The following is a 22,434-nucleotide window of genomic DNA, read 5'->3' on the forward strand; positions in this document are numbered from 1 at the left end:
ACCCTTGGGAGGCTTATCCATGCTGCGTTTCGGTATCATTTCCACCGCCAAGATCGGTCGTGAGGCTGTCGTGCCCGCCATTCAGGATGCCGAAAATTGCGTTGTCAGCGCCGTCGCCAGCCGTGATCTGGCTCGCGCCCGCGAGATGGCGGACCGTTTCTCTGCCCCGCATGCCTTCGGCTCCTACGAAGAGATGCTGGCATCCGACAAGATTGACGCCGTCTACATCCCGCTGCCGACGTCGCAGCATATCGAATGGGCGATCAAGGCGGCGGATGCCGGCAAGCACGTCCTCTGTGAAAAGCCGATCGCGCTGAAGGCTGGGGAGATCGACAAGCTGATCGCGGCGCGGGACCGCAACAAGGTGGTGATCTCGGAAGCTTTCATGGTCACCTATGCGCCGGTCTGGCGCAAAGTCCGCTCGCTGATCGCCGAGGGCGCCATCGGCAAGCTACGCCATGTTCAGGGTGTCTTCACTTATTTCAACCGCGATCCGGGCAACATGCGCAATATCCCCGAGCTTGGCGGCGGCGGTCTGCCCGATATCGGCGTCTACCCGACGATCAGCACCCGCTTCTCGACCGGTCTGGAGCCACTGCGCATCCAGGCCGTTACTGAGCGCGATCCAGAATTCGGCACCGATATCTATTCGAGCGTTAAGGCCGATTTCGGCGAGTTCGAGCTGAGCTTCTACATCTCGACGCAGATGGCCAACCGCCAGCTGATGGTGTTCCACGGCACCGAAGGCTTCATCGAGGTGAAATCCCCCTTCAATGCTGACCGCTGGGGGCCCGAGGAGATCGAGCTCAGCAATCGCGCCCACAACCAGTCGACCATCTTCCGCTTCCAGGACAGCCGCCAGTATCGCAAGCAGGCGGAGGCCTTTGCCCGCGCCGCCAAGGGCGAGCAGGAAGAGGTCGTCACGCTGGAAAATTCGAAGCTGAACCAGAAGGTGATCGACGCGATCTATCGCGCCAGCGAGAAGGACGGCTGGGAGCCGGTCTGATCACTCGCTGCGGAAGACGAAGCGGGAATAACCGAAGAAACTGAAGAACATCGACGCGGCGGTGGCAAGCACCAGCGCCGCCAGTGGCTGCAGCGCGGGCATCGTCAACAGCAGGGCGGCGTAGAGGCCGTAATTGACGAGCGCAGACGTGATCCCGACGGACCCGTAACGGAAACCTTCGACGGCAAGCGAATGCGGCGACCGGTCGAAGGTGAATGTCCGGTTGAAGATCCAGGTGACGACCATCGCCAGCGCGATCGCAATCAGCCGGGCGATGAACGGGCCGAGCGATGTGACATGCAGCAGCAGCGTCAGCAATCCGGCGTCGACAACGAAGCCAATCCCGCCGGCGATGCCGAAGCGCAGCAGCTTTTTCACGCGGCACCTGCCTTACGGGCCGCGACAGGCTTGCGCGCCGGCTCGGCAATATTCTCGGAAAGCTCTGTGCGCTGCCGCTCGCGTCGGCTTGCGGCACCAGCTGCCATGTAGTGGATGCGCAGCTGCTCCGCCCGTGAGCGCGCAACGGAATCAAGGATCGTGCCCGCGGTGAAAAGCATGAACGAGATCATCATCAGCGCCATGGACAGAACCCAGGTAGGCATGCGGCTGACGAGACCGGTCGCGAAATATTCCGCCAGCACCGGCGTCATGAACCCAAGGCTTGCCAGCATGAATGTTGCGCTGATGATGCCGAAGAAGGCGAAAGGCCGTGTTTCCTTCATCAGCATGGCAAACATCCAGAGGATCTTACCGCCGTCCCTGAAAGTGGAGAGCTTGGAATGCGAGCCTTCCGGCCGCCGGCCGTAATCGAGCTCGAGCTCGCTGACCGGCAGCTTCAGGCGGGAGGCATGGACCGACATTTCGGTCTCGATTTCGAAGCCGCCCGATACCGCTGGAAAACTCTTGACGAAACGGCGCGAGAAGGCGCGATAGCCGGAAAAGATATCGGTGAAATCAGGGCCGAAGATCGTCCGGTAGAGGACGTTGAAAATCCGGTTGCCGAAGGCGTGGCCCTGACGGCCTGCGTCGGCGCGGACGTTCCGGCGGGTGCCGACCACCATGTCGGCGCGCTCCGTCAGAAGCGTGCGGATCAGGTCTTCGCCGTCTTCCGGTGCATAGGTGCCGTCGCCATCGGCCATCAGGTAGATATCGGCATCGATATCGGCAAACATCCGGCGCACGACATGGCCCTTGCCCTGACGCCGCTCGCGCACGACATTTGCGCCGGCGAGCATTGCATGCAGCGCGGTGCCGTCGGTGGAATTGTTGTCGTAGACGTAGATCTGTGCCTCGGGAAGCGCTGCCTTGAACCCGCGAACCACGGAGCCGATCGTTGCTGCCTCGTTGTAGCAGGGGAGGAGCACGGCAATGGATGGGGTATCGTTCTGCGATCTGTTCATGATCTTGCTCACCGGGTTTGGCCGGGACGCAGTATAAGTCAGCCAATGTTAATAAGACGCTATGACGCAGGCAGCCAATTGCGCTCAACTGGCACGTTTTACTCTTTCTTGATCGCCTGCTGATAAACCAGCTGGAACTGGCAACGAGTTCCCGAAATGACGAACGCTGTAGAGATGACCGCCATTTCCCCTTCAGGCAGCAAGCTTGCACGATTTCAGGCGCTGTTCTCGCGGCTTTGGCCGACGGTATTCGCCTATAGCGCGGTCTTGATCGTAGCGATCCTGATCATGAAGCTGCCAAACGCGAAGGACTACGTCGGGCCCGACAACGATGATGGCATGCGGCTTGTCGAGGTTCGCGATTTGCTAGGAGGTCAGAACTGGTTCGATCTTATGCAATATCGCCTCGGTGTCGACGGCACGATGATGCATTGGTCGCGGTTGATCGATCTGCCGATTGCGTCGCTCATCAAGTTCTTTGGGCTGTTTCTGTCCGGGGAGCGCGCGGAGGCGGTAGCGTTGGCGATATGGCCTGTCTCGCTCGTGGTACCCCTGATGTTGGCAATGGCAATCGCCGGCCGGCGAATTGGCGGTGCTCTGGCGATGCATATCTCGCTCGGCCTGACATTTCTGACGACTATTATCAGTGGCCGCTTTCTGCCGGGTGCTATCGATCACCACAATGCGCAGCAAGCGTTGGTCGCTATGATGGCCGCCATGCTGCTCGACGATAAGTATCGCGCGCGCAGCTTTGCAGTCGCGGGCTTCTGCGCGGCCGTAGCAATCGCCATCGGTGCCGAAACGACACCAGCGGTAGCTTCAGTTTGCATTATTGTTGCTGTCGCCTGGGCATGGCACGGAGAAGCTTATACCGCTGCCGCAAAGGCGTTCGGCTTGTCCTTGGCACTGTTCATCAGCATTCTGTTTTTCGGAACTATCCCTCCAAGCCTTTATTCTGCGGTAACCTGCGACAACCTCTCGCTTGGCTTCTACAGCCTTTCCGCAATCGGGGGCGGGCTGCTGTTCGTGGCGGCGGTGTTCACCAGCAGCATGTCGCGGCGCAGACGATTTATCGTTCTCGCTGGCATTGGTGCTGGTGTCGCTGTCTCCGCGGTGCTGATTGCGCCTCAGTGCCTGCACAATCCGCTCAGCGACCTTGACCCCATGCTTGTCGAACTCTGGCTAAGCCGAGTTTCCGAGGCCCAGTCGTTCATCGCGCTGAGCCATACGGAGCCCTATACGCTTGGTGCCTTCTATGCGACCGGGATTTTTGCGATTGCCGCTTGCCTGTTCCGTATCCTGCAGCGGGACCGCGTCGAGATCCACTTGATCTTGCTGTTCTTGATCGCGGTCAGCTGGGCAATCGCGCTCGTTCAGGTTCGTGGCGCACCATTCTCCAATATCTTGGCAGCCCTGCCGCTGGCGTTGCTCATCATCGACGTTAGGAAAGTCTCCAATGCTGATCGGGAAAGCGTCGCGGCGGCGCTTTGTTTTATTCTGGTCGTGCTTGGAAGTGTTCCTGCCATCTGGGCCGTCTCCGCGGATCTGATAGCGCTGCCGAAAAATGAGGCGGTACAGGCGGACGGGGAGGCGAAGGCGGCCGAGAATATGGCCGCCTGCCGATCAAAGGAAGCGATTGCACCGCTCAACAATCTCCCAACGGGAATGGTTGTCGCCTCGTTGGAGTTGGGTGTACCGATCTTGCGTTTCAGCGGTCAGCACATCTTGACTGCACCCTATCATCGCAATCAGCGCGGTATGTTGACCGAACTGCATATCGGCCTCGCCGAACCGAAGGAAGCCGAAGCGTTCATGCGTGGTGCGGGCGTAACGGCGGTGGCGTTCTGCAATGAGGATCCCTCGACCGAGCAGCTTGCAAAACTCAAGCCCGACGGCCTCTACGCCCAGCTCGCCAAAGGCAATGTGCCGAATTATCTTCAGCCCTATGCCAAGGCCGAAGGCGTCCAGTACTTCCTCTTCAAGCCGGTGGATTGACGCCGCGGACCGGCGATCTTCCGGCTGATCTTTCGCCGTATTTCGGATAGAACGAAGACATGAGCAATGTCTTCGACGGCGATTCGCCGACAAACCTCACGGAATATTCGGTTTCCGAACTATCGGGATCGATCAAGCGCACGGTCGAGACCGCATTCGATCAGGTCCGCGTGCGCGGCGAAATATCCGGTTATCGCGGGCCGCATTCATCCGGCCACGCTTATTTTTCTATGAAGGATGATCGCGCACGCATCGATGCCGTCATCTGGAAGGGTGTTTTCTCGCGTCTCCGCTTCCGGCCTGAGGAAGGCATGGAGGTTATCGCCACCGGCAAGATCACGACGTTCCCCGGATCGTCCAAATACCAGATCGTCATCGAAACGCTGGAGCCGGCTGGTGCCGGCGCGCTGATGGCGCTGATCGAGGAGCGGAAGCGCAAACTCGGTGCCGAGGGGCTTTTCGATCCGGCGCGCAAGCGCCGCCTTCCCTACATGCCGAAGGTAATTGGTGTCGTCACCTCGCCGACGGGCGCTGTCATCCGCGATATTCTTCACCGCATCTCCGATCGTTTTCCCGTTCATGTGCTTGTCTGGCCGGTGAAGGTGCAGGGCGAAGGATCCGGCGAAGAGGTTGCCAATGCCATCCGCGGCTTCAACGCTTTCGAGCCTTCGGGCGAGATGCCAAGGCCCGATGTGCTGATCGTTGCCCGCGGCGGCGGCAGTCTTGAGGATCTGTGGAGCTTCAACGACGAGATCGTCGTCCGTGCAGCGGCCGAAAGCGCTATTCCGCTGATTTCGGCCGTCGGCCATGAAACGGACTGGACCTTGATCGACTACGCGGCCGATGTCAGGGCGCCGACGCCGACGGGTGCGGCTGAAATGGCGGTGCCGGTCAAGGCGGAACTGGAAGCGCAGATCGCCGGCCTTTCTGCCCGTCTTCAGGGCTGTATCACACGGCAGATGGATCATCGCCGCCAATCCGTGCGGGCGCTGATGCGCGCACTGCCATCGCTCGATCAGCTGCTGGCTCTGCCGCGCCGCCGGTTCGACGAAGCGGCCTCCGGTCTCGGGCGTGGTTTGGAACTCAACACCATCAACAAGCGCGGCAGTTTCGAGCGCGTGGCATCGCATCTGCGCCCGGACGTGCTGTCCAACAGGATCACCGAGCGGCGGCAGATGCTGGCCGAGCGGATGACGCGGGCCGAGCGCATCGTCGAGCGCCGTATCGATGCCTTGAAAGGCCGGGTCGAGCGTTTCGGCGTGACGCTGTCGTCTGTCCCGGCGCGCCTGACGACGCAGACTGCCCGGATGCGCGATCACCTCGCCAATCTGTCCCGCCATGGCGACACGGCCGTCCGCCATCAGCTGACACGGGCGCGGGGAGAGCTTGCCGCTCAGGATCGCGTGCTGCAGTCGCTTTCCTACAAGAACGTGCTGAAGCGCGGTTATGCAGTCATCAGGGATGATGAGGACCGGCCGGTCTCGCAGGCCGCCATGCTGACGTCAGGTGCTGGGATCTCGATCGAATTCTCGGATGGCCGCATCGGTGCCGTAACCACCGAGGGCGGAACGCCGCCAGCGACGAAGAAGCGTCCGCCCAAGTCCGGCGAACAGGCGCCCCCTCCGAACCAGGGAAGCCTCTTCTAGGACGCCCGGAGAGCTGGCGCTCGATGGTATCGCGCGCCAGCTTGGATTGCCGTTACGCCCACTCGCCCTGGCGCATGACCGGCACCCGCGATCCATCTGGCCTGATGCCGTCGATGTCGACCTTGTTGGAACCGATCATCCAGTCGATATGGATCAGGCTCGAATTGCCGCCCTGTGCCTTGATCTGGTCCTGGCTGAGCGTTGCGCCATCCACAAAGCATTTCGAATAGCACTGGCCGAGCGCGATGTGGCAGGAGGCATTCTCGTCGAACAGCGTGTTGTAGAACAGGATGCCGCTGGCAGAGATCGGCGAGGAATGCGGCACCAGTGCCACTTCGCCCAGGCGGCGTGCGCCCTCGTCGGTATCCAGCACCTTGTTCAGCACTTCGGCCCCGCGCGACGCTTTGGCCTCGACGATGCGGCCGCCTTCGAAGCGCACCTGAATATTGTCGATCAGCGTGCCCTGATGCGAGAGCGGCTTGGTGCTCGACACATGGCCTTCGACGCGCAGCGCATGCGGCGTGGTGAAGACCTCTTCGGTCGGGATGTTCGGGTTGCAGGTAATGCCATTCTTCGCCGTCGATGCGCCGCCATGCCATTCGTGGCCGTCGGCAAGCCCGACCGTCAGATCCGTGCCCGGTCCGGTGAAGTGCAGGGCCGCGAAGCGCTGGCCGTTCAGCCATGCCGAACGCTTGGCGAGGTTGCCGTTGTGCTCTGCCCAGGCGGCAATCGGATCATCGAGATCGACGCGCGACGCGGCAAAGATCGCCTTGGCGAGCTTGGCAACGGCAATCGCTTCGGGATCATTGGGGAAAACGAGCTTGGCCCAGGAAGGGTTTGGATAGGAAACGATGTTCCAGTTGATGTCGAAATTCGAGATCTTCTCGAGCGCCGGCTTGTAGGCGCTTGAATTGGCGCGGTTGGCGCGGCTGACCTTGCCCGGATCCTGGTCCGAAAGCAGCATCGGATTGTCGCCAGCGATGGCAAGCCGGGCGGCATTGTTGGCATAGGCCTTGGCCATGCCATCGTAGAGCCAGCCGGAGGCGCGATCGAAGCTCTCGTCGCTCGCATACTGATAGCGGGCGAGCGTCGATTCCTCGTCGGAATAGAAGGCATTCACCAAGCCGGCGCCGGCCTGGTAGGCATGCTTGGTGATCAGGCGGACGAGCGGAATGGCAACGACTGGCGCCGTGATGACCAGATCCTGGCCCTTCTGCAGCTGCAGGCCCACCTTCACCGCGACCTCGGCAAGCTTATCCAGCTTGACCGGGTCGATCGAATGGTTCTGGGGCATGAAGTTCATGGTCGCGACCTCCTGATAAATTGCAGGCAGCAGACTTAGACCCGTTTGCGGCGAAAATGAAGCTCGATGCATCGAATTCGCCGCTTGAGGATGTGGCCCTAGGCGGCGGCCCGACGAAGCAGCGCCGACTGATGCTTTTCAAGAAATGCCATCAACCTTTCCGGATAATCGGGTGCGGCGGCCGCGCGCACGCTGGGGCGTTTCGCAAGTTCGCTACGCCATGCCTGCACCTTCGGCAGCCCGTTGAAGATATTGCTTTCGCCGAGCGTATCGAAAACGTCGAAATACCGGAAAATCGGCGCAAAGACGGCATCGACCAGGCTGAAATGATCGCCAGCGAAAAACGGGCCGGCCGAGAGCTCCGCCTCGATGGTTCTGAATTTTCCGGCGATCACCTTGCGCTTGTCTTCCAGCTGCCGTGCATCGCCTGTCGTCTCATAGGTCCAGAGATCGGAAAGGATGGACGAGCCGAACTCCATCCAGCCGCGATGCCGCGCCCGCAGCAACGCATCGGCAGGATGCAGTCTCGGCCCCGGCTGTGTTTCGTCCAGATATTCGCAGATTGCCGCGCTTTCGAAGAGCGCTGTCTGTTCGCCATCGTCCTCGATGAGCAGGAGCGGAACCTTGCCGAGGGGCGAGATCTTCGAAAACCACTCGGGCTTGTTGTCGAGGTCGATGACAACACGCTCGAAGGGGACGCCCTTTTCGCTGAGCGCGATCGCGGCGCGCTGCACGTAAGGGCAGAGATGGTGCGAGATGAGGGTGAGCTTTTGCATCGGTATCTCCATTATAGATGTAATTGCATATAAATATGCTTGCGGCATCCGTCAAGGTAGATGTAATTGCATCCATGCCGGAGAAAACCACCCCATCCGATGCCGTCACCGAAGCGTGGATCGGTATCATGCATGCGCAGCAGAAGTTGCTTCTCGCAATCGAGGCCGACCTGAAAAAGGCGGGCATGCCGCCGCTTGGTTGGTACGATGTCTTGTGGGAACTGGTCCGCGCGCCGGATAGCCGTCTGAGGCCCTTCGAGATCGAAGAGCGCACGCTGCTGGCGCAATACAATCTCTCGCGCCTGATCGACCGGCTCGAACGTGAGGGGTTGGTCGGCCGCGAGACATTTGCGGAGGATGGCCGTGGTCGATGGGTGGTCGTGACCGATGCGGGCCGGGCGCTTCGGGAGCGGATGTGGGTGGTCTATTCGAAGGCGATCGAAAGGCATGTCGGCTCGAAGCTCGACGATACGTCCGCAAAAGCGCTCTCAGGCCTTTTGAAGAACCTGTCGGCCTAGGCGATCAGCGATGCCGCCTTTGCGTTCAGCGCCTTGAGCGCATCTCCAGGCGCGAGCCTCACCTGCAGTCCGCGCTGCCCGCCGTTCATATAGACCAGGGCTTCTGTAAGTGCTGCTTCCTCAAGGGCCGTCGGCACAAGCTTCTTCTGGCCGAAGGGGCTGATGCCGCCGACATGATAGCCGGTCAGCCGTTCGGCGTCGGCAGGCTTCATCATGTTCGCGGACTTGCCGCCAAACGCTGCGGCCAGCTTCTTCATGCTCACTTCACGGTCGGATGGGACGACGACGCAGACCGCTTTGCCATCGACTTCGGCCACCAGTGTCTTCAGAACCCGGCGCGGCTCCTCGCCGAGCGCTTCCGCCGCCTGCAGGCCGACGCGTTCGGCGTTCGGATCGTAGTCATAGGTATGGACCGTGAATTCGACGCCCGATTTGGCAAGGACCTGCGTGGCACGCGTCGTCTTCGACATGATCACTTTCCGAATTCGGCAGCGTAGAGATCAGGCTTGAAACCGACAAGCAGCTTGCCGTCATGCTCCAGCACCGGGCGCTTGATCATCGAAGGCTGCTCCAGCATCAGCGCGATCGCCTTGTCGCGTGTCAGGTTCTCGCGATCGGCATCCGGCAGCTTACGGAAGGTTGTTCCTGCACGGTTCAGCACCGTTTCCCATCCGGCCTTGCCGACCCAGTCTTCCAGATGTGCCCGGTCGATGCCCGAGGCCTTATAATCGTGGAAGTCGTAGCCCGCCCCATTCTCCTCGAGCCAGGTGCGGGCCTTCTTCATCGTGTCGCAGTTCTTGATGCCGTAAATCGTCGTTGCCATCGTCAGTCTTCCAGCGTTCCGGCCTTGCGCAGCGCCGTGCTTGGCTCGCCGCAGGCAATCTTCATCAGGTCTGCGCGCCGCCGCACCAGCCGGTCGGACGTGCGCGTCACGATCAAGCCTGCCTGCGGGGCACGGATCTCCGTCTCGCCATCGACCATGCCCGGCCGCGTGACGATGGTTGCCAAAAGATCGCCGGCAGCGACCGTCTCGCCGATGTCGCGGTGGAAAAGAAGGGTGCCGGCAACCGGCGTGCGGATCATCTCGATATTGTCGAGCGGCACGGCAGGTCTGGTAAAAGCACCGAGAGGGGCGCTGTCCCTGACCGCCCCGCGGGCGGCGAGGAAGGCGAAGACGCCATCGGCGTCAGCGCTTGCCATGTCAGGATAGACGTCGCGGCGGCCGCGAAGCTCCACCGTTACGGAGAGCTTGCCGGGCAAGCGGCTGCGCTTCTCGCCGGGCACCTCGTATTTCCAGGCAAAGCCGACGGCCTCTTCGAAAGCCGAGCTTTCGCCATCCGAAAGCAGCACGGCATCCATCGACAGAGCGCTGGCCAGATCGGCCGCCTCGGGCCAGAAGGCCTCGTCGATATAGGCATATTGCAGTGATTCATCGTCGCAATGCAGGTCGAGCACCAGATCGGCGCCGAGTGCCATGTGGATCAGCTGCCGCTTGAGACGATCCGTAGCCGGATACCGGTCCAGATCCTCGACCAGCGTATCGCGATCCCGCAGCGAAATCAGCGGGAAGTCGCGATTGAAGTTGGTGCGCGATCCGAGATCGAAGCGTCCCTGCAGCTCGCCGAAATGGGATTGCGCCGCGCCGATCGGGTTGGCTTGCGGAACGATGGTAATGTCGCTGGCGATCCTTCCGGCATCTTCGGCAGCTCTGAGCTTCCGGCAGAGGAAATGCAGCAGCGCCGTTCCCGGCAGCTCGTTGGCATGCAGCGCCGCCTGAATGTAGATCCGCGGCGCGTGCGGGTCGCTGCCCTTGAAATGCAGCACCGGCAGGCGCCATTCGATGCCCGGCGTATCGCCAGGAATGATGATCTCGGTCGTATCCATGTCAGCACTCCGCAAAATCTGCTGGGAGCAGCTTTAAGCAACTCCGCAGCACCGGCGCAAGCGTCAATAGGGGCTCCTCATCCAAGCAGCGGCCATTCTTCGATATCCACATGCCGGCCTTCGCCGACGAGGCTGTTCACCAGCACGAAAGACTTCGCCGTCCAGACGATCGGCTCCGAAAGGATCGTCTCGGGCACGCTGCGGTAGTCATAGAGCAGCGTCATATGCGGCTCGAGCTTCGGCTGGACCCGGACGCTGACGCCTCGGTTGAGCAGCGACAGGGCGAGCTGCGCATGCAATGAGAGAACCTCTTGCCGCCCTTCGTCTGCCCGCAGAACCAGTGCCGGCTTGCCCTGGCGAAAACTCACGGCGCGCCGGAAGGTCAGCTTGAAGGGGCGCATTCTGACGGCAGCGGCGGCCGCCAGACCATCGAACAGCATGCTCGGTGGGATCGCATCCCACTCGCCGAGATGGCAGAGCGAGACATGAAGCAGGCGCTTGGGTTTCGGCTTCTCCCGCAGACCGAAACGCCGCCTCAGATCACCCGCCATGCGCCTCGTCTGCTCTGCCGCCCGCTCGTCGGGGCGCAGCGCGAAGTAGACATTGCAAGGCTTTCGATCCGCTCCACCGTGACCCGGCGCCGCGGGGTCAGGCGCACCGTCAAATGAAAATTCCGTCTGGTTCTGAGCAACCATCTCCAACCGGCAAGCGCCGCCTCCTCGTGAAGGACTAGAGGCTAGCAATCAGTGCAGGAATTGACAAGAACAAAAAGAGAACAAATAATCGAACTGTTGAGATGACGGTTACGCGCAAGAATCGGGTTGAAGGCCGCGCGCAGGCATACGATCTTTGGAGCAGTCAATCATGGAGGTTGCGTCATGAGCGAGGCAACGCATCACTACTGCATCTTCGAAACCGCAGGCGGCTTTTGCGGCATCGCCTGGAATGCGGCCGGCATCGTCCGCTTCCAGCTGCCGACCAAATCCGGGCATTCGACCGAACAGTTGCTGCTGAAGCGACTGTCATCAGGTCTTCGCGCAGATCCGCCGGCCGCGGTCGCGGCGACGATCGAATCCGTCAAACGCTATTTCGCCGGGGAGACTGTGGACTTCTCAGATGTTGCGGTGGATCTGTCCAATCAGGATGAGTTCTTCCGGGAAATCTACGCCGCCGCCCGGCGTGTCGGCTGGGGCAGGACGACGACCTACGGCACGCTTGCAAAGGAACTCGGCCGCGGCCCGGAAGCCGCCCGCGACGTCGGTCAGGCCATGGCGAAAAATCCGGTTGCGCTGATCATCCCCTGCCACCGCGTCCTTGCCGCCGGCGGCAAGCTCGGCGGCTTCTCCGCCCCCGGTGGGGCGAACTCCAAGGCGAAGATGCTGGAACTGGAGGGTGTCAACCTCGGTCCGCCTGAACCGGCCCAGCAGTCGCTGGGGTTTTAGGCAGCGAGAGGGGTTCTGCTCCCATCTGCTTTTCGAGTTTGCGGCGGGATCTGCTCATCGGCAATCAGGTTTTGACAAGGCCCAACCTTAGCAGACTTTCGGCGCTGGCCACAATTGCCTCTTCTCGCGAGCGAGGCGTCCAGCCGAGCAGGCGTTCTGCCTTTTCTCCGCTGGCGTCCAGTTTGGCCCCCAGAAGCGGCACGAGACCTTTCATTGCCGGGTTGGCGAGAGCCATCGAACGCACGAGTATGTTTGGCAACACACGCGTCGAGACACGGCTAGCAGCCATGCCCATACGCTCTTTAAGCAGCTTAGCAATTTCCGCCAGCCAAAGCCCTTCGCCTGAGGTGGCCAGGAAGCGTTCGCCGTTTGCAGCAGGATCGGTCATGGCACGCAGATGCAGCTCGGCGACATCCCGCACATCGACCACGCAGGTCTTGATCTTCGGGTATCCGGGCTGACCCTCCAGCATTTCTCTGATCGTGCGGACCGAATGCGAATAATCCGGCCCCAGCGCCGGTCCGAGTACCATGGTGGGGTTGACAGACGCGAGCTCCAGCCCGCGGCCTTCGTTGGCAATGAAGTCCCATGACGCCCGTTCGGCAAGGGTCTTCGATTTCTGGTAGGGCGCGACGTTTCCGGTCAGATCGGTCCAGTCGGTCTCGACGAAGGGGCGGGCGAGCGGCTTGTGCCCAGCGCCGATTGCGCCGAAGGCCGAGGTGAGAACGACCCGCTTGACGCCTGAATCGCGCGATGCACGCAGAACGCGGAGGTTGCCATCGACTGCAGGCTTGATCCATTCCTCCTCGCTCGCATAGCTTCCGGATGGAGTGGGTGAAGCACCGTGAAAGGCGTAGGCGCAACCGGCTGCCGCTTCTGCCCATCCATCGTCGGAATTGAGATCGGCAGCAATGAAAGACAACCGCTCGCCAAGCTCGACACCACCGGCCTTCAAGTTGGCGCGCACTTCTGCCTCGCGCGACAACGATCGCACGGTTGTCCTGACTCGGTAGCCGGCATTGATCAGGGCGACGATGCAATGTTGTGCGATAAAGCCGGTTCCGCCCGTGACGAGGACAAGTTCGTCCATATGAAACTCCTGAGGATATTGAGCGATCGGCGTTATAGGGTACGAACGGATCGCGGTTGTGACATTCGATATACGACCGTATACTGAATTTCGACTTAAGTCTACAGGTGTATGATGAAATCAACGCAGCCGCCCAATAGCCGCGCCGCCAAGGCCGACGCGACACGTGCCGCGATCCTCGCATCGGCGCGAAGAGCCTTTGCGGAACATGGCTATGACGGCGCGGGCCTGCGTGGCATCGCTGAAGCAGCGGGTGTTACCGCGATGATGGTCGGACGCTATTTCGGATCGAAGGAGGGCTTGTTCGGCGAGGTGGTCACCGACACGATGCGGGATCCGATCATCCTGTCACAGGACAATCTGAAGCGGGCCGAGTTATCCCGCGCCTTTGCGGAAGCGCTCGTCGGGGTGACGACGCAAGGCAAGGTGCCGCTTGACGGATTTCTGATCCTGTTTCGCTCTACTGGAAGTGCGACAGCAGCGCGTATTGCCCGCGAGCGTATCGCCAAGGTACATCACGCAGCCGCGACAGAGGCCATTTCAGGGGACCACGCTTCAGAGCGTGCAGCTCTATTTCTGGCGGTTGTTGCCGGTGTGCAGATGATGCGTCAGATGCTCGAACTCGAGCCGCTGACGAAAGCCGAACCGGCTTTGCTCGTCGAATTGCTGACACCGGTCATTGCAAGTCTGATCGAACCAAAAAAATAGGCGGTGCCGATCAGGATCGAAGCGATCCAGGCAAAAGCGAGGGCGTTGTCGCCCTCACTCCCACTCGATCGTGCCGGGCGGCTTGCTGGTCACATCATACACGACGCGGTTGATGCCGCGGACTTCGTTGATGATGCGGGTGGCGGCGCGGCCGAGGAATTCCATGTCGTAGTGGTAGAAGTCCGCCGTCATGCCATCGACCGAGGTCACGGCGCGCAGCGCGCAGACGAATTCGTAGGTGCGGCCGTCGCCCATGACGCCGACGGTCTGGACCGGCAGCAGTACCGCGAAAGCCTGCCAGATCGCGTCGTAGAGACCGGCCTTGCGGATTTCGTCGAGATAGATGGCGTCGGCTTCGCGCAGGATCTCCAGCTTATCGCGGGTGATGCCGCCCGGGCAGCGAATGGCCAGGCCTGGACCCGGGAAGGGGTGGCGGCCGATGAAGCTGTCGGGCAGGCCGAGCTCTTTGCCGAGCACGCGCACTTCGTCCTTGAAGAGCTCGCGCAGCGGCTCGACGAGCTGCATGTTCATGCGCTCGGGCAGGCCGCCGACATTGTGGTGCGACTTGATCGTCACCGACGGGCCGCCCGTGAAGGAAACGCTTTCGATCACATCGGGATAGAGCGTTCCCTGGCCGAGGAAATCGGCACCGCCGAGCTTCTTGGCTTCTTCCTCGAAGGTCTCGATGAACAGGCGGCCGATGATCTTGCGCTTCGTCTCGGGATCGGAAACGCCCTCGAGCTCGCCGATGAACTTGTCGGACGCGTCGACGTGGATCAGGTGCAGATTATAGTGTTCGCGGAACATGGCGACGACATTGGCCGCCTCGTCCTTGCGCATCAGGCCGTGATCGACCAGCACGCAGGTCAGCTTGTCGCCGATCGCTTCGTGGATCAACAGGGCCGCAACGGAGCTATCGACGCCGCCGGAGAGGGCGCAGAGCACACGCTTGTCGCCGACCTGCTCGCGGATCGTATCGACCGCCTTCTGGCGGTAGGCAGACATCGACCAGTCGCCCTTGATGCCGGCGATGTTGTGAATGAAGTTGCCGATCAGCTTGGCGCCATCGGGCGTATGCACGACCTCAGGGTGGAACTGCACGCCGTAATATTTGCGCTTCTCGTCGGCGATGAAGGCATAAGGCGCGTTCGGCGAGGTCGCCACGACCTTGAAGCCGTCGGGCAGCGCGGTAACGCGGTCGCCATGGCTCATCCAGACCTGGTGGCGCGAGCCCTTCGACCAGAGGCCTTCGAACAGCTTGCTGTCCTCATCGACCTCAAGGAAGGCGCGGCCGAATTCGCGGTGATGGCCGCTTTCGACCTTGCCGCCGAGCTGCATGCACATCGTCTGCTGGCCGTAGCAGATGCCGAAGACAGGAAGACCGCTGTCGAAGATGATCTGCGGCGCACGGGGCGAGCCTTCATCGACCGTCGAGGCCGGGCTGCCGGACAGGATCACGGCTTTCGGCTGGAGGCGCTTGAAGCCCTCTTCGGCGGACTGGAAGGGAACGATCTCGCAGTAGACGCCCGCTTCGCGCACACGGCGCGCGATCAGCTGGGTTACCTGGCTGCCGAAATCGACGATGAGAACGCTGTCGGGATGTGCTGTCTGGGTCATGGCGAGCCTTTAATGAATAGCACCCGGTCTTGCAATGCGGGAAATCACGGCCTGACCGATTTTATTGTCCCGATTGTCCCTGCCTGCAAGGCTTTCAGAACCAGAAGACACCGTCTTCGAGCGCTGTAAAGAGGCTGTCCACGGCGTAGGAAAGCTTGCGGTCGATGACGTGCAAATATTCGGTCCAGCCTGAAATATGCTGCAATTCCTCGATGCCGTCGGAAATGCCGCGCAGCCCGATCAGCGGCAGGTTATATCCCTGGCAGGCCCGCAGGATCGCGAAGGTTTCCATGTCGACCATGTCGGCGTCGATCGTCTGATAGGCGGCACCCGAGATGACGTTGCCGCCGGTCGAAAGCGTCGCTTCGGGAATGCCGGGAATGCGCAGGGGCAGGTCGAGCGTTGCAGGAAGATCGAGAAACGGCGTCTTGCCCTTCTCGAAGCCGAGCGGTGAGGCGTCCATGTCGCGATAGGCGACCGAGGAAACCTGATAGACTTCCGTCTGCTCCAGCTTGGCGGAACCGGCCGATCCCAAAGAGACGACGAGCTGCGGAAGATCGTCGGCAGCATCCAGCCGCGTCAGTGTCTTGGTCATCGCCACAGCTGCCTCGACAGGACCGATACCGGTCATCAGCGGTTCGAAGCGGGACTTGAGGAACGGACCATATTCCGCCTCCGCTGCCATCACGAACAGGATCGACTTTCCGGCAACGGATTTCAGTTCGAACTTCATCCGGTAATTCCCTCTCTTCCCCGCACGACCATCATCGTGCCCGTCATCGATGCGATCAGCTTCGCCGGACCGTCGCCGATCGCGTAGCCGCGCCCGTCTGCGACGATGATGTTGCTGCCCGGCTTGGTGATCTCTCCCCGGAAAAGGAAGCGATCGCCGCGGCCTGGAGACATCAGGTTCACCTTGAATTCGATTGTCAGGATCGAGGCATCGGCGTCAATCATCGTGTAGGCGGCAAAACCGCAAGCGCTGTCGAGCGCAGCGGAAATGATACCCGCGTGCAGAATGCCGTGTTGCTGCGTCAATTTCACGTCGAACGGCAGTTCGATCTCGACGACGCCGTGTTCGACGCGCGTCAGTTCCGCTCCGATCGTCTCCATCGCCGCCTGGCGCGAAAAGCTCTGCCTTATCCGTTCGCGGAAATCACCGTTGTTGCCGACGCTCATGCCTTGTCCTCTTCGAGCCGCGAAAGTGGCACGGCGCGCCGGATTCGACAAGGATGCCAAGGGGTAAATCAGTTCAGGTAGGCAATCGAGGCGTTGAGAATTGTCGCAAAGCCGACCCAGGCGGCATAGGGCAGGAAAAGGCTGGCGGATATACGGTCCGATGACCAGCGATTGATGATGAAGGCCAGCACCAGCCCGAGCAGGATAACGATGACCACCAGTGCTGCCTTGGGCATCTCGGCGCCGAAGAAGAATGGCGACCAGAGGAAGTTGAAGACCATCTGCCCGGCCCAGATCAGCATGGCTGCCGACAGGTGACCGCGCAGCCAGGTCCGCGCGCCGGCAATGCCGATCAGCACGTAAAGGATCGACCACACAGGGCCGAAGATCCAGTTAGGCGGATTGAAGACCGGCTTGGCCAGCGACTGGTACCATTCACCGGGGAGATTGTTGGTGCCGATCAGCAGGCCGCCGCCGAGGGAGACGGCAATGAAGACGATGTAGGTGAGCGCTTTGTTCATGCCGCAGAGGTAGGGCCGTGGGGCCCGCGGTCCAGCGATGTCAGGCGCCTTTGCGCTGAATTCGGACGATGTGTTGATCCCATGCCACATCGCTCTGGGTCGACAGGAATTCACCCTCGTAGGAAGACACCGCAAACCCGTGTTCCGCGGGCGCGATACCTGCCGCATCCGGCAGAGCGTCTTCTGCAACCATCCGCCCCGTGCGCCCATCGATGGTGACCGAAACACCCTTCGGCGAGGTGATGCCGATCAGCCGGTCGGCACGGTTGACGGCAATTGCGCCGACATAGCTGCCGAGCCGCCGCGTCGTGTCCTCGGGCAGGTCGATGAGGGTGACATCCTCGCCCTTGGAGAAGTGGCCGACCAGCGGCGGAAGATCACGCCGCGACCCTTCGTATTGGCAGGCAAACCAGACGCGGCCATCATCATCGAGATCGACATGCCGGGTCGAGACCTGCGCCCATTGCGGCGGCAAGGTGCGCCGCTCGATGAGCGCGCCTGATGCCGCATCGATCAGCACCAGAGATGGCTGCATGCGGTCGAGATTGAGCTTGGTGCGGCCAAAATCCGGATGCGTTTCGATGCCGCCATTGGCAATGATCAGCATCTTGCCGTCATCGGAAACCGTCATGTCGTGCGGGCCGACGCCATAGGTCTCGTATTCGCCGATACGGGCAAAGCGGTTGGTGGTGTCATAGAGCCCGATCATGCCGCGATTGGCGTCGAAATCGTTCTCGCTGGCATAGAGGATGCGGCCATCGGGAGAAAAGGCGCCGTGCCCGTAGAAATGGCGGCCCTCGACCGAGGTGATGACAACGGGCTCTCCCTTGTTCCAGGGATCGAAGATCATCGCATAGGTGCCGGGACGGCGGGCAAAGGCCACGGTTCTGCCGGTCGCCTTGCTGAAGGCCATGCCATGCGCACGGGCAGGCAAGGCTACCTGATCGATGATCTCTCCGCGGTCGGTGACCGTCGCCACCGCGAAAGAGCCGTCAGCCGCCCGGATACCGGAGGCATAGACGGCGTCGGCGCGCTCAAGCGCGTAGAGGCTGCGTGGCTGCAGCGCCGCAAGAAACGTCACGCCTGCGGCTTTCATGAAGCCGCGGCGGTCGATCGCAGCACTACGCCACATCGGCATCAGTCTCCGTCGGAGAAGGAGAAACCGGCCGAAAGGCCGACCGCACCACCGAAATCATCGCTGATACGGGTGATCAGGTCGCGGCTGGTCGCCAGAAATGCATCGAGCTTGGCCTTCTCGGCGTCACTGGTCGCGACGTCGATGTCAGGATTGAGCTTCGGCACGGTGTCGAGCAACGTCTTGAAATTGGCGTCGATCGCATCGGAAATCGGCTTCTTGTCGGCGGGCAGCAGCTCGGCCATGCCAGCCTTCTGCCAGAGCGTGCGCAGACCTTCGATATTGGCCGTCATCGACTTCCAGGTGTTCTTGGAGCGCCAGTAGATCGCCATGCGCGGACGCGGTGCCGTGTCCTTGCCCTTGTAGAACTGTTCCAGCCGCTGGTCGCGCACCGTCTCGGCGCCGTGAACGAGGATGCCGAGCAGCGCTGTGACGGCTTCCTTGTTGTCCATGAAGTCTTCGCTCTCGGGGCCTGGATGCTTCCAGCTCGCCTGCACGCCATCGGGCTTTTCCCAGGCGGCAACGACTTCGCCGGCCTCGCGCTGGATATTGCCGGCGACGGCTGCGCCATATTGGCAGCGGAAGCCGTTCTTCTGCTTGATCAGGTCTTCCGATCCGTTTCCATAGAGCACGTATTCCAGCGCTGTCAGACCCTGCAGCGCAACGCTCTTGCCGGCGATGGCATCGACGGTCGTATCCTTCGGATCGGCCTTGGCGATCAGCGCCTGGACCTGCTTCAGGCCGACGCCCTTGCGATCGGGGAAGAACAGGATGTGTTCGAAGAGGTTGTCGTGAATGACCGGTCCGGTCTGGACGATCTCGATATTCGACCAGTAGCGGATCGTATCGTCGAAAGTCGACTTCGCCTTGTCGAGCGTCTGCTGCGTGCCGTCGGCGCAAAGGTCCTTCATCACGGTCGTCAGCCGGGCGGCTGACTGCTGCATGTTACGGTAGCCCGGGCGGATCACTTCGTCGACGGCGCGGGCCATCACCTGCGGCACGGCATCTTCGTTGAGACCCGAGGGAGGCGCTGCCGTCTGGGCGGCTGCCTGGCCGGCAAGGGCAAGCGAAAGAACGAGAGGCTGCCAAAGGCGCATTACAGGGACTCCAGGAATCTGATCAGGGCTTCTCTATCGTCTTTCGGCAGAGAGGAGAATGCGTTGCGGGCTTTTTCTGCTTCGCCGCCATGCCATAGGATCGCTTCGGTCAGGTTCCTGGCGCGGCCGTCATGCAGGAAAAAGCTGTGTCCGCTGACAGTCCGGGTCAGTCCTATACCCCATAGCGGCGGGGTGCGCCATTCACGTCCGCTTGCAAGCCCGACCTGCTGTCCGTCGGCCAGTCCATCGCCCATATCATGCAGCAGAAAATCGGAATAGGGCCAGACCAGCTGAAAAGATTGAGCTTTTTCAGCCGTATCGCGACGGGTGACGAATTTCGGAACGTGGCAGGAAATGCAGCCGGACTGATAAAACAGGTGCTTGCCGCGCAGCGTATCCGGAAAGCTCGCTTTGCGGCGGGCGGGAACGGCGAGATTGGCGGAGTAGAAGGTCACTAGGTCGAGCACCGGTCCGGGCGCCTCCTCGTTGCCGAGCCGCTTCTGAACGCCCGTCGGCATCTTGCGGCATTTGGTCTCGGCATCCGTGCAGTCGCCATAGGCATCCGGCCGGTCCGGGGTGGAGATGCCGATATCGTTGGAGAACGCATCAGCGCTCTGGTCGCGCACCGTGGCGTTCTGCGCCTTCCAGCCAAAGCGGCCGAGCGCGATGTCGCCGGTGCGGTGGTCGCGCACGATCGCCGCCTTGCCGGAGATTCCATCGCCATCTCGGTCGTCAGGATCGGCATGCGCCAGGATATCTGCCGCAGGGATCGCTTCGATGAGGCCAAGCCCGATCATTGCCGGTGCGACACGCGGCGAGATGGTCGTCGCCGGATCGAGCGGCCCATAGGCGGGACCGGTCACCGAATATTCGGGCGTACGCAGCATGACGGTTTCGCCGCCCGCCAGCATCACGCTTCTTTCGCTATAGCGGATCGCCATCTTGCCTTCGGCGGCAATGCCAGGAACTGCGAGGTCCTGCAGCTGGTGCCCGTAGACCCGATCGGGAAAATTCAGCGTTTCGGCATCGGCGATCGCCTTTTCTTCCGCTGATGTCTTTGGTGGCCGCGCCAGCCGCAGGACCATCGACGTTGCGCTGGCGCCGCCCTCCGGCGGCTTGCCGCGCCCGTCATTGACGTGGCAGCTCATGCAGGAGCGTGCGTTGAAAAGCGGGCCAAGCCCGTCGGAAGCCTGTGTCGAGGATGGTGCCGATACCCAGAGCTTCTTGAACAGCGCATTGCCGAGCTTGAAGTTCTGCTCTTCCTCGAAGGGAATATTGGCGGAGATATGCGAGAAACTGTCTTCGGTAACGGGATCGATCGACGTCGTTGCCCCGGCCTGCATGGCCTCATAGGGTTCGGCCTTTGAGAAGTCCGCAGTTGGACGCGTCACGTCTGCTACCCGCTTCATGTCGGCATCGGAAAGATCGGTCCGCTTCACCGGCAGATCGAAATTGGCGGCGAGGGCGACGGGAGCGGCCGACATAAGGGCAAGCGCGGCGATGCGGGAAATCAGTTTGGATCTGCTGGAAAGGTGCTTTTGTTGCTGGCTAGCAATCCCAGTGCCCTCATTCCTGTGCTTGTCACAGGAATCCAGTGCGCCCAAGTCCTTGGGCGCGGGAAAATGCTCTTTGGCCAAGTCATTCACGGCGCAGACGCGCCGTGGCTGGATTCCTGTGACAAGCACAGGAATGAGGAAGTGGTTGATCTAGGGGTACGCGGCATTTCGGAGTTCGGGCCGCCCTGTTTCAGGACGGCCCGCCTTTATCTGCTTACTTGAAGACAGCGTTAGGATTATCCAGGCTGTCCGAACCTTCAAGCTCGACCTTGCCGAGATCGAGTGCGGCAATAACGCGCTGGATCGACTTGGTCTGATCGACGAGGCCGTCGATGGCGGCCTGAACGGTCGCGTTGCCTTCCTTGTTACCCTCGGCAATCATCTGGTCGTACTTCTCGACCGTCTCGCCGCGCTTGGCCATGGCGTGCATGGCGTCGAGCGTGGTCTTCAGCTTGCCTTCGACTTCCTTGTCGAGCTTCTTGTCCTTAGCAGCGACGAGGTCGTGAAGCGACGGGCCGGTCATCTTCTTGCCGTCGACGCGGGTGTAGTCACCCGTGTAGGCAGCGGCGATACCGATCGCGTCGTTGAGGTGCGAGTTGTAGGTATTGTCGGAGAAGCAATCGTGCTCTTCTTCAGGATCGTGCAGCAGAAGGCCGAGCTTCATGCGCTCGCCGGCAAGCTCGCCGTAGGAGAGCGAACCCATGCCGGTCAGGATGGCGGTGAGGCCAGCCTTGGCATTTTCCTCGACATGCTTGGTGGCAGCGCCATCCGGAGCCCAGTTGTCGGTCATTTCCTGCAGGTCGGAGACCAGCAGGGTGGAGGCCGACTTCAGGTACTCGGCGCGGCGGTCGCAATTGCCGTGCGTGCAATTCTTCAGGTCGTAGTCGCTGGCAGGACGTTCGCCGGCACCCGGTCCGGTGCCGTGCAGATCCTGGCCCCAGAGCAAGAATTCGATGGCGTGGTAGCCGGTCGCAACGTTTGCCTCGACGCCGCCTGCTTCAGCCAGCGTGCCGGAGAGGAACTCGGGCGTCAACTTGGATGCATCGACATCCTTGCCGTTGATCTTGATCGTCTTGTTGGCGATGACGTTGGCAACGTAGAGCGAGTTCTCGTCGCTTTCGGTGCCGTAGGAGGCGTCGACATAGTCGATCAGGCCTTCGTCGAGCGGCCAGGCGTTCACCTTGCCTTCCCAATCGTCAACGATCGGGTTGCCAAAGCGGTAGACTTCCGTCTGCTGATAGGGAACGCGTGCCTTGATCCAGGCGTCACGCGCAGCCTTCAGCGTCTCGTCGGTCGGCGCCTTCAGGAAGGCGTCGATCGCTGCGTCGAGCGTCTTCGCCGTGGTCAGCGAGTCCTCGTATTTCGCATGCGCGACTTCGGTATAATATTTGACGACTTCGGCAGCCTTCGGGGCTGCTGCGAGAGCCGGAGCGGCGGATAGGGGGGCTACCGCCAGCGCCAGTGCTGCGCAGACATTCTTGTTGAGCTTCATGGTCCTCTCCTTGACGGATATCCGTCTGAAATGCCCAAGTCTCATCGCCCAAAAGCAAACTGGTGTCAA

The 22,434-nt window shown here is 61.3% G+C and carries 23 protein-coding genes; 6 read left to right on the forward strand and 17 right to left on the reverse strand.

The genetic code is table 11. From position 1 onward, the window contains the following. Positions 1 to 19 precede the first annotated feature (19 nt). Positions 20 to 1,006, forward strand: a complete 987-nt coding sequence (locus AC1DNK_RS00915; RefSeq protein WP_477938846.1) for a Gfo/Idh/MocA family protein — start codon at positions 20 to 22, stop codon at positions 1,004 to 1,006. Here AC1DNK_RS00915 and AC1DNK_RS00920 read toward each other — a convergent pair whose 3' ends face one another. Beyond that, entirely contained in the window at positions 1,007 to 1,384 is a 378-nt protein-coding gene (locus AC1DNK_RS00920) for a GtrA family protein (RefSeq protein WP_477938848.1), read from the reverse strand. After that, entirely contained in the window at positions 1,381 to 2,406 is a 1,026-nt protein-coding gene (locus AC1DNK_RS00925) for a glycosyltransferase (RefSeq protein ID WP_477938850.1), read from the reverse strand. Before AC1DNK_RS00925 ends, AC1DNK_RS00920 begins: the two co-directional genes overlap by 4 nt. Positions 2,407 to 2,562: 156 nt before the next feature. On the opposite strand from AC1DNK_RS00925, the gene AC1DNK_RS00930 reads away from it, so the two are divergent. Together AC1DNK_RS00930 and xseA are read left to right on the forward strand one after the other, a co-directional pair. Next, a complete protein-coding gene (locus tag AC1DNK_RS00930) occupies positions 2,563 to 4,401 on the forward strand; it encodes a hypothetical protein (RefSeq protein ID WP_477938851.1) in 1,839 nt (612 codons plus the stop codon). Positions 4,402 to 4,460: 59 nt separating this feature from the next. Further along, complete coding sequence (gene xseA / locus AC1DNK_RS00935) at positions 4,461 to 6,047, forward strand: exodeoxyribonuclease VII large subunit (protein ID WP_477938852.1); 1,587 nt, start codon at positions 4,461 to 4,463, stop codon at positions 6,045 to 6,047. A gap of 52 nt (positions 6,048 to 6,099) precedes the next feature. On the opposite strand, the gene AC1DNK_RS00940 is transcribed toward xseA, so the two are convergent. After that, complete coding sequence (locus AC1DNK_RS00940) at positions 6,100 to 7,350, reverse strand: aminopeptidase (protein WP_477938853.1); 1,251 nt, start codon at positions 7,348 to 7,350, stop codon at positions 6,100 to 6,102. Between the two features lie 98 nt (positions 7,351 to 7,448). Then, a complete protein-coding gene (locus AC1DNK_RS00945) occupies positions 7,449 to 8,126 on the reverse strand; it encodes a glutathione S-transferase family protein (RefSeq protein WP_477938854.1) in 678 nt (225 codons plus the stop codon). A gap of 74 nt (positions 8,127 to 8,200) precedes the next feature. Here AC1DNK_RS00945 and AC1DNK_RS00950 point away from each other — a divergent pair, with 74 nt between their 5' ends. After that, the gene (locus tag AC1DNK_RS00950; RefSeq protein ID WP_477938855.1) at positions 8,201 to 8,644 is read left to right on the forward strand and encodes a MarR family winged helix-turn-helix transcriptional regulator; all 444 of its coding nucleotides are present in this window, start codon (positions 8,201 to 8,203) and stop codon (positions 8,642 to 8,644) included. On the opposite strand, the gene ybaK is transcribed toward AC1DNK_RS00950, so the two are convergent. From ybaK to AC1DNK_RS00970, 4 genes are all read right to left on the reverse strand, one after another. After that, positions 8,641 to 9,114, reverse strand: coding sequence for a Cys-tRNA(Pro) deacylase (gene ybaK, locus AC1DNK_RS00955; protein WP_477938857.1), 474 nt, complete (start codon positions 9,112 to 9,114; stop codon positions 8,641 to 8,643). The two genes, AC1DNK_RS00950 and ybaK, sit on opposite strands and share 4 nt — an antisense overlap. 2 nt (positions 9,115 to 9,116) lie before the next feature. Continuing rightward, positions 9,117 to 9,467: an ArsC family reductase gene (locus AC1DNK_RS00960; protein WP_112385160.1), complete on the reverse strand. Its 351-nt coding sequence runs from the start codon at positions 9,465 to 9,467 to the stop codon at positions 9,117 to 9,119. Between the two features lie 2 nt (positions 9,468 to 9,469). Then, positions 9,470 to 10,528: a succinylglutamate desuccinylase/aspartoacylase family protein gene (locus AC1DNK_RS00965; RefSeq protein ID WP_477938858.1), complete on the reverse strand. Its 1,059-nt coding sequence runs from the start codon at positions 10,526 to 10,528 to the stop codon at positions 9,470 to 9,472. 77 nt (positions 10,529 to 10,605) lie between these two features. Next, entirely contained in the window at positions 10,606 to 11,079 is a 474-nt protein-coding gene (locus AC1DNK_RS00970) for a 2'-5' RNA ligase family protein (protein WP_162702622.1), read from the reverse strand. A 327-nt stretch (positions 11,080 to 11,406) separates the two neighbouring features. Here AC1DNK_RS00970 and AC1DNK_RS00975 point away from each other — a divergent pair, with 327 nt between their 5' ends. Next, positions 11,407 to 11,970 (forward strand): methylated-DNA--[protein]-cysteine S-methyltransferase, encoded by a 564-nt coding sequence (locus tag AC1DNK_RS00975; RefSeq protein WP_477938859.1) that lies wholly within the window; start codon positions 11,407 to 11,409, stop codon positions 11,968 to 11,970. 64 nt (positions 11,971 to 12,034) lie between these two features. On the opposite strand, the gene AC1DNK_RS00980 is transcribed toward AC1DNK_RS00975, so the two are convergent. Next, a complete protein-coding gene (locus tag AC1DNK_RS00980; RefSeq protein WP_477938861.1) occupies positions 12,035 to 13,060 on the reverse strand; it encodes an SDR family oxidoreductase in 1,026 nt (341 codons plus the stop codon). A gap of 111 nt (positions 13,061 to 13,171) precedes the next feature. Here AC1DNK_RS00980 and AC1DNK_RS00985 point away from each other — a divergent pair, with 111 nt between their 5' ends. Then, a complete protein-coding gene (locus AC1DNK_RS00985; protein ID WP_477938863.1) occupies positions 13,172 to 13,768 on the forward strand; it encodes a TetR/AcrR family transcriptional regulator in 597 nt (198 codons plus the stop codon). Between the two features lie 54 nt (positions 13,769 to 13,822). Here AC1DNK_RS00985 and guaA read toward each other — a convergent pair whose 3' ends face one another. From guaA to AC1DNK_RS01025, 8 genes are all read right to left on the reverse strand, one after another. Beyond that, complete coding sequence (guaA, locus tag AC1DNK_RS00990) at positions 13,823 to 15,385, reverse strand: glutamine-hydrolyzing GMP synthase (protein WP_477938865.1); 1,563 nt, start codon at positions 15,383 to 15,385, stop codon at positions 13,823 to 13,825. A 94-nt stretch (positions 15,386 to 15,479) separates the two neighbouring features. After that, on the reverse strand, positions 15,480 to 16,118 hold the full coding sequence (locus AC1DNK_RS00995; RefSeq protein WP_112385166.1) for a 5'-methylthioadenosine/S-adenosylhomocysteine nucleosidase: 639 nt from the start codon (positions 16,116 to 16,118) through the stop codon (positions 15,480 to 15,482). Continuing rightward, positions 16,115 to 16,564 carry a PaaI family thioesterase gene (locus AC1DNK_RS01000; protein WP_112385167.1) on the reverse strand — a complete coding sequence of 150 codons (450 nt, stop codon included), beginning with the start codon at positions 16,562 to 16,564 and terminating at the stop codon, positions 16,115 to 16,117. The genes AC1DNK_RS00995 and AC1DNK_RS01000 overlap by 4 nt, the downstream gene beginning before the upstream one ends. A 68-nt stretch (positions 16,565 to 16,632) precedes the next feature. Continuing rightward, positions 16,633 to 17,085, reverse strand: coding sequence for a TspO/MBR family protein (locus AC1DNK_RS01005; protein ID WP_112385168.1), 453 nt, complete (start codon positions 17,083 to 17,085; stop codon positions 16,633 to 16,635). Positions 17,086 to 17,125: 40 nt separating this feature from the next. Continuing rightward, a complete protein-coding gene (locus AC1DNK_RS01010; protein WP_477939839.1) occupies positions 17,126 to 18,217 on the reverse strand; it encodes a DUF1513 domain-containing protein in 1,092 nt (363 codons plus the stop codon). Positions 18,218 to 18,222: 5 nt separating this feature from the next. Beyond that, a complete protein-coding gene (locus tag AC1DNK_RS01015) occupies positions 18,223 to 19,317 on the reverse strand; it encodes an imelysin family protein (RefSeq protein ID WP_477938867.1) in 1,095 nt (364 codons plus the stop codon). Next, positions 19,317 to 20,801 (reverse strand): di-heme oxidoreductase family protein, encoded by a 1,485-nt coding sequence (locus tag AC1DNK_RS01020; RefSeq protein WP_477938869.1) that lies wholly within the window; start codon positions 20,799 to 20,801, stop codon positions 19,317 to 19,319. Before AC1DNK_RS01020 ends, AC1DNK_RS01015 begins: the two co-directional genes overlap by 1 nt. Positions 20,802 to 21,087: 286 nt before the next feature. Continuing rightward, complete coding sequence (locus AC1DNK_RS01025; protein WP_112514165.1) at positions 21,088 to 22,365, reverse strand: imelysin family protein; 1,278 nt, start codon at positions 22,363 to 22,365, stop codon at positions 21,088 to 21,090. Between the last annotated feature and the right edge of the window lie 69 nt (positions 22,366 to 22,434).

The sequence above is a fragment of the Rhizobium sp. 01N424 genome, from assembly GCF_056399485.1.

Coding starts and splice junctions, on each gene's coding strand:
- AC1DNK_RS00995 (WP_112385166.1), bottom strand. CDS start 16,118: ATGAAGTTCGAACTGAAATCCGTTGCCGGAAAGTCGATCCTGTTCGTG.
- AC1DNK_RS01010 (WP_477939839.1), bottom strand. CDS start 18,217: ATGTGGCGTAGTGCTGCGATCGACCGCCGCGGCTTCATGAAAGCCGCA.
- xseA (WP_477938852.1), top strand. CDS start 4,461: ATGAGCAATGTCTTCGACGGCGATTCGCCGACAAACCTCACGGAATAT.
- guaA (WP_477938865.1), bottom strand. CDS start 15,385: ATGACCCAGACAGCACATCCCGACAGCGTTCTCATCGTCGATTTCGGC.
- AC1DNK_RS00950 (WP_477938855.1), top strand. CDS start 8,201: ATGCCGGAGAAAACCACCCCATCCGATGCCGTCACCGAAGCGTGGATC.
- AC1DNK_RS00930 (WP_477938851.1), top strand. CDS start 2,563: ATGACGAACGCTGTAGAGATGACCGCCATTTCCCCTTCAGGCAGCAAG.
- AC1DNK_RS01005 (WP_112385168.1), bottom strand. CDS start 17,085: ATGAACAAAGCGCTCACCTACATCGTCTTCATTGCCGTCTCCCTCGGC.
- AC1DNK_RS01015 (WP_477938867.1), bottom strand. CDS start 19,317: ATGCGCCTTTGGCAGCCTCTCGTTCTTTCGCTTGCCCTTGCCGGCCAG.
- AC1DNK_RS00940 (WP_477938853.1), bottom strand. CDS start 7,350: ATGAACTTCATGCCCCAGAACCATTCGATCGACCCGGTCAAGCTGGAT.
- AC1DNK_RS00915 (WP_477938846.1), top strand. CDS start 20: ATGCTGCGTTTCGGTATCATTTCCACCGCCAAGATCGGTCGTGAGGCT.
- AC1DNK_RS00970 (WP_162702622.1), bottom strand. CDS start 11,079: ATGGCGGGTGATCTGAGGCGGCGTTTCGGTCTGCGGGAGAAGCCGAAA.
- AC1DNK_RS00960 (WP_112385160.1), bottom strand. CDS start 9,467: ATGGCAACGACGATTTACGGCATCAAGAACTGCGACACGATGAAGAAG.
- AC1DNK_RS01025 (WP_112514165.1), bottom strand. CDS start 22,365: ATGAAGCTCAACAAGAATGTCTGCGCAGCACTGGCGCTGGCGGTAGCC.
- AC1DNK_RS00965 (WP_477938858.1), bottom strand. CDS start 10,528: ATGGATACGACCGAGATCATCATTCCTGGCGATACGCCGGGCATCGAA.
- AC1DNK_RS01020 (WP_477938869.1), bottom strand. CDS start 20,801: ATGTCGGCCGCTCCCGTCGCCCTCGCCGCCAATTTCGATCTGCCGGTG.
- AC1DNK_RS00980 (WP_477938861.1), bottom strand. CDS start 13,060: ATGGACGAACTTGTCCTCGTCACGGGCGGAACCGGCTTTATCGCACAA.
- AC1DNK_RS00985 (WP_477938863.1), top strand. CDS start 13,172: ATGATGAAATCAACGCAGCCGCCCAATAGCCGCGCCGCCAAGGCCGAC.
- AC1DNK_RS01000 (WP_112385167.1), bottom strand. CDS start 16,564: ATGAGCGTCGGCAACAACGGTGATTTCCGCGAACGGATAAGGCAGAGC.
- AC1DNK_RS00975 (WP_477938859.1), top strand. CDS start 11,407: ATGAGCGAGGCAACGCATCACTACTGCATCTTCGAAACCGCAGGCGGC.
- AC1DNK_RS00925 (WP_477938850.1), bottom strand. CDS start 2,406: ATGAACAGATCGCAGAACGATACCCCATCCATTGCCGTGCTCCTCCCC.
- ybaK (WP_477938857.1), bottom strand. CDS start 9,114: ATGTCGAAGACGACGCGTGCCACGCAGGTCCTTGCCAAATCGGGCGTC.
- AC1DNK_RS00945 (WP_477938854.1), bottom strand. CDS start 8,126: ATGCAAAAGCTCACCCTCATCTCGCACCATCTCTGCCCTTACGTGCAG.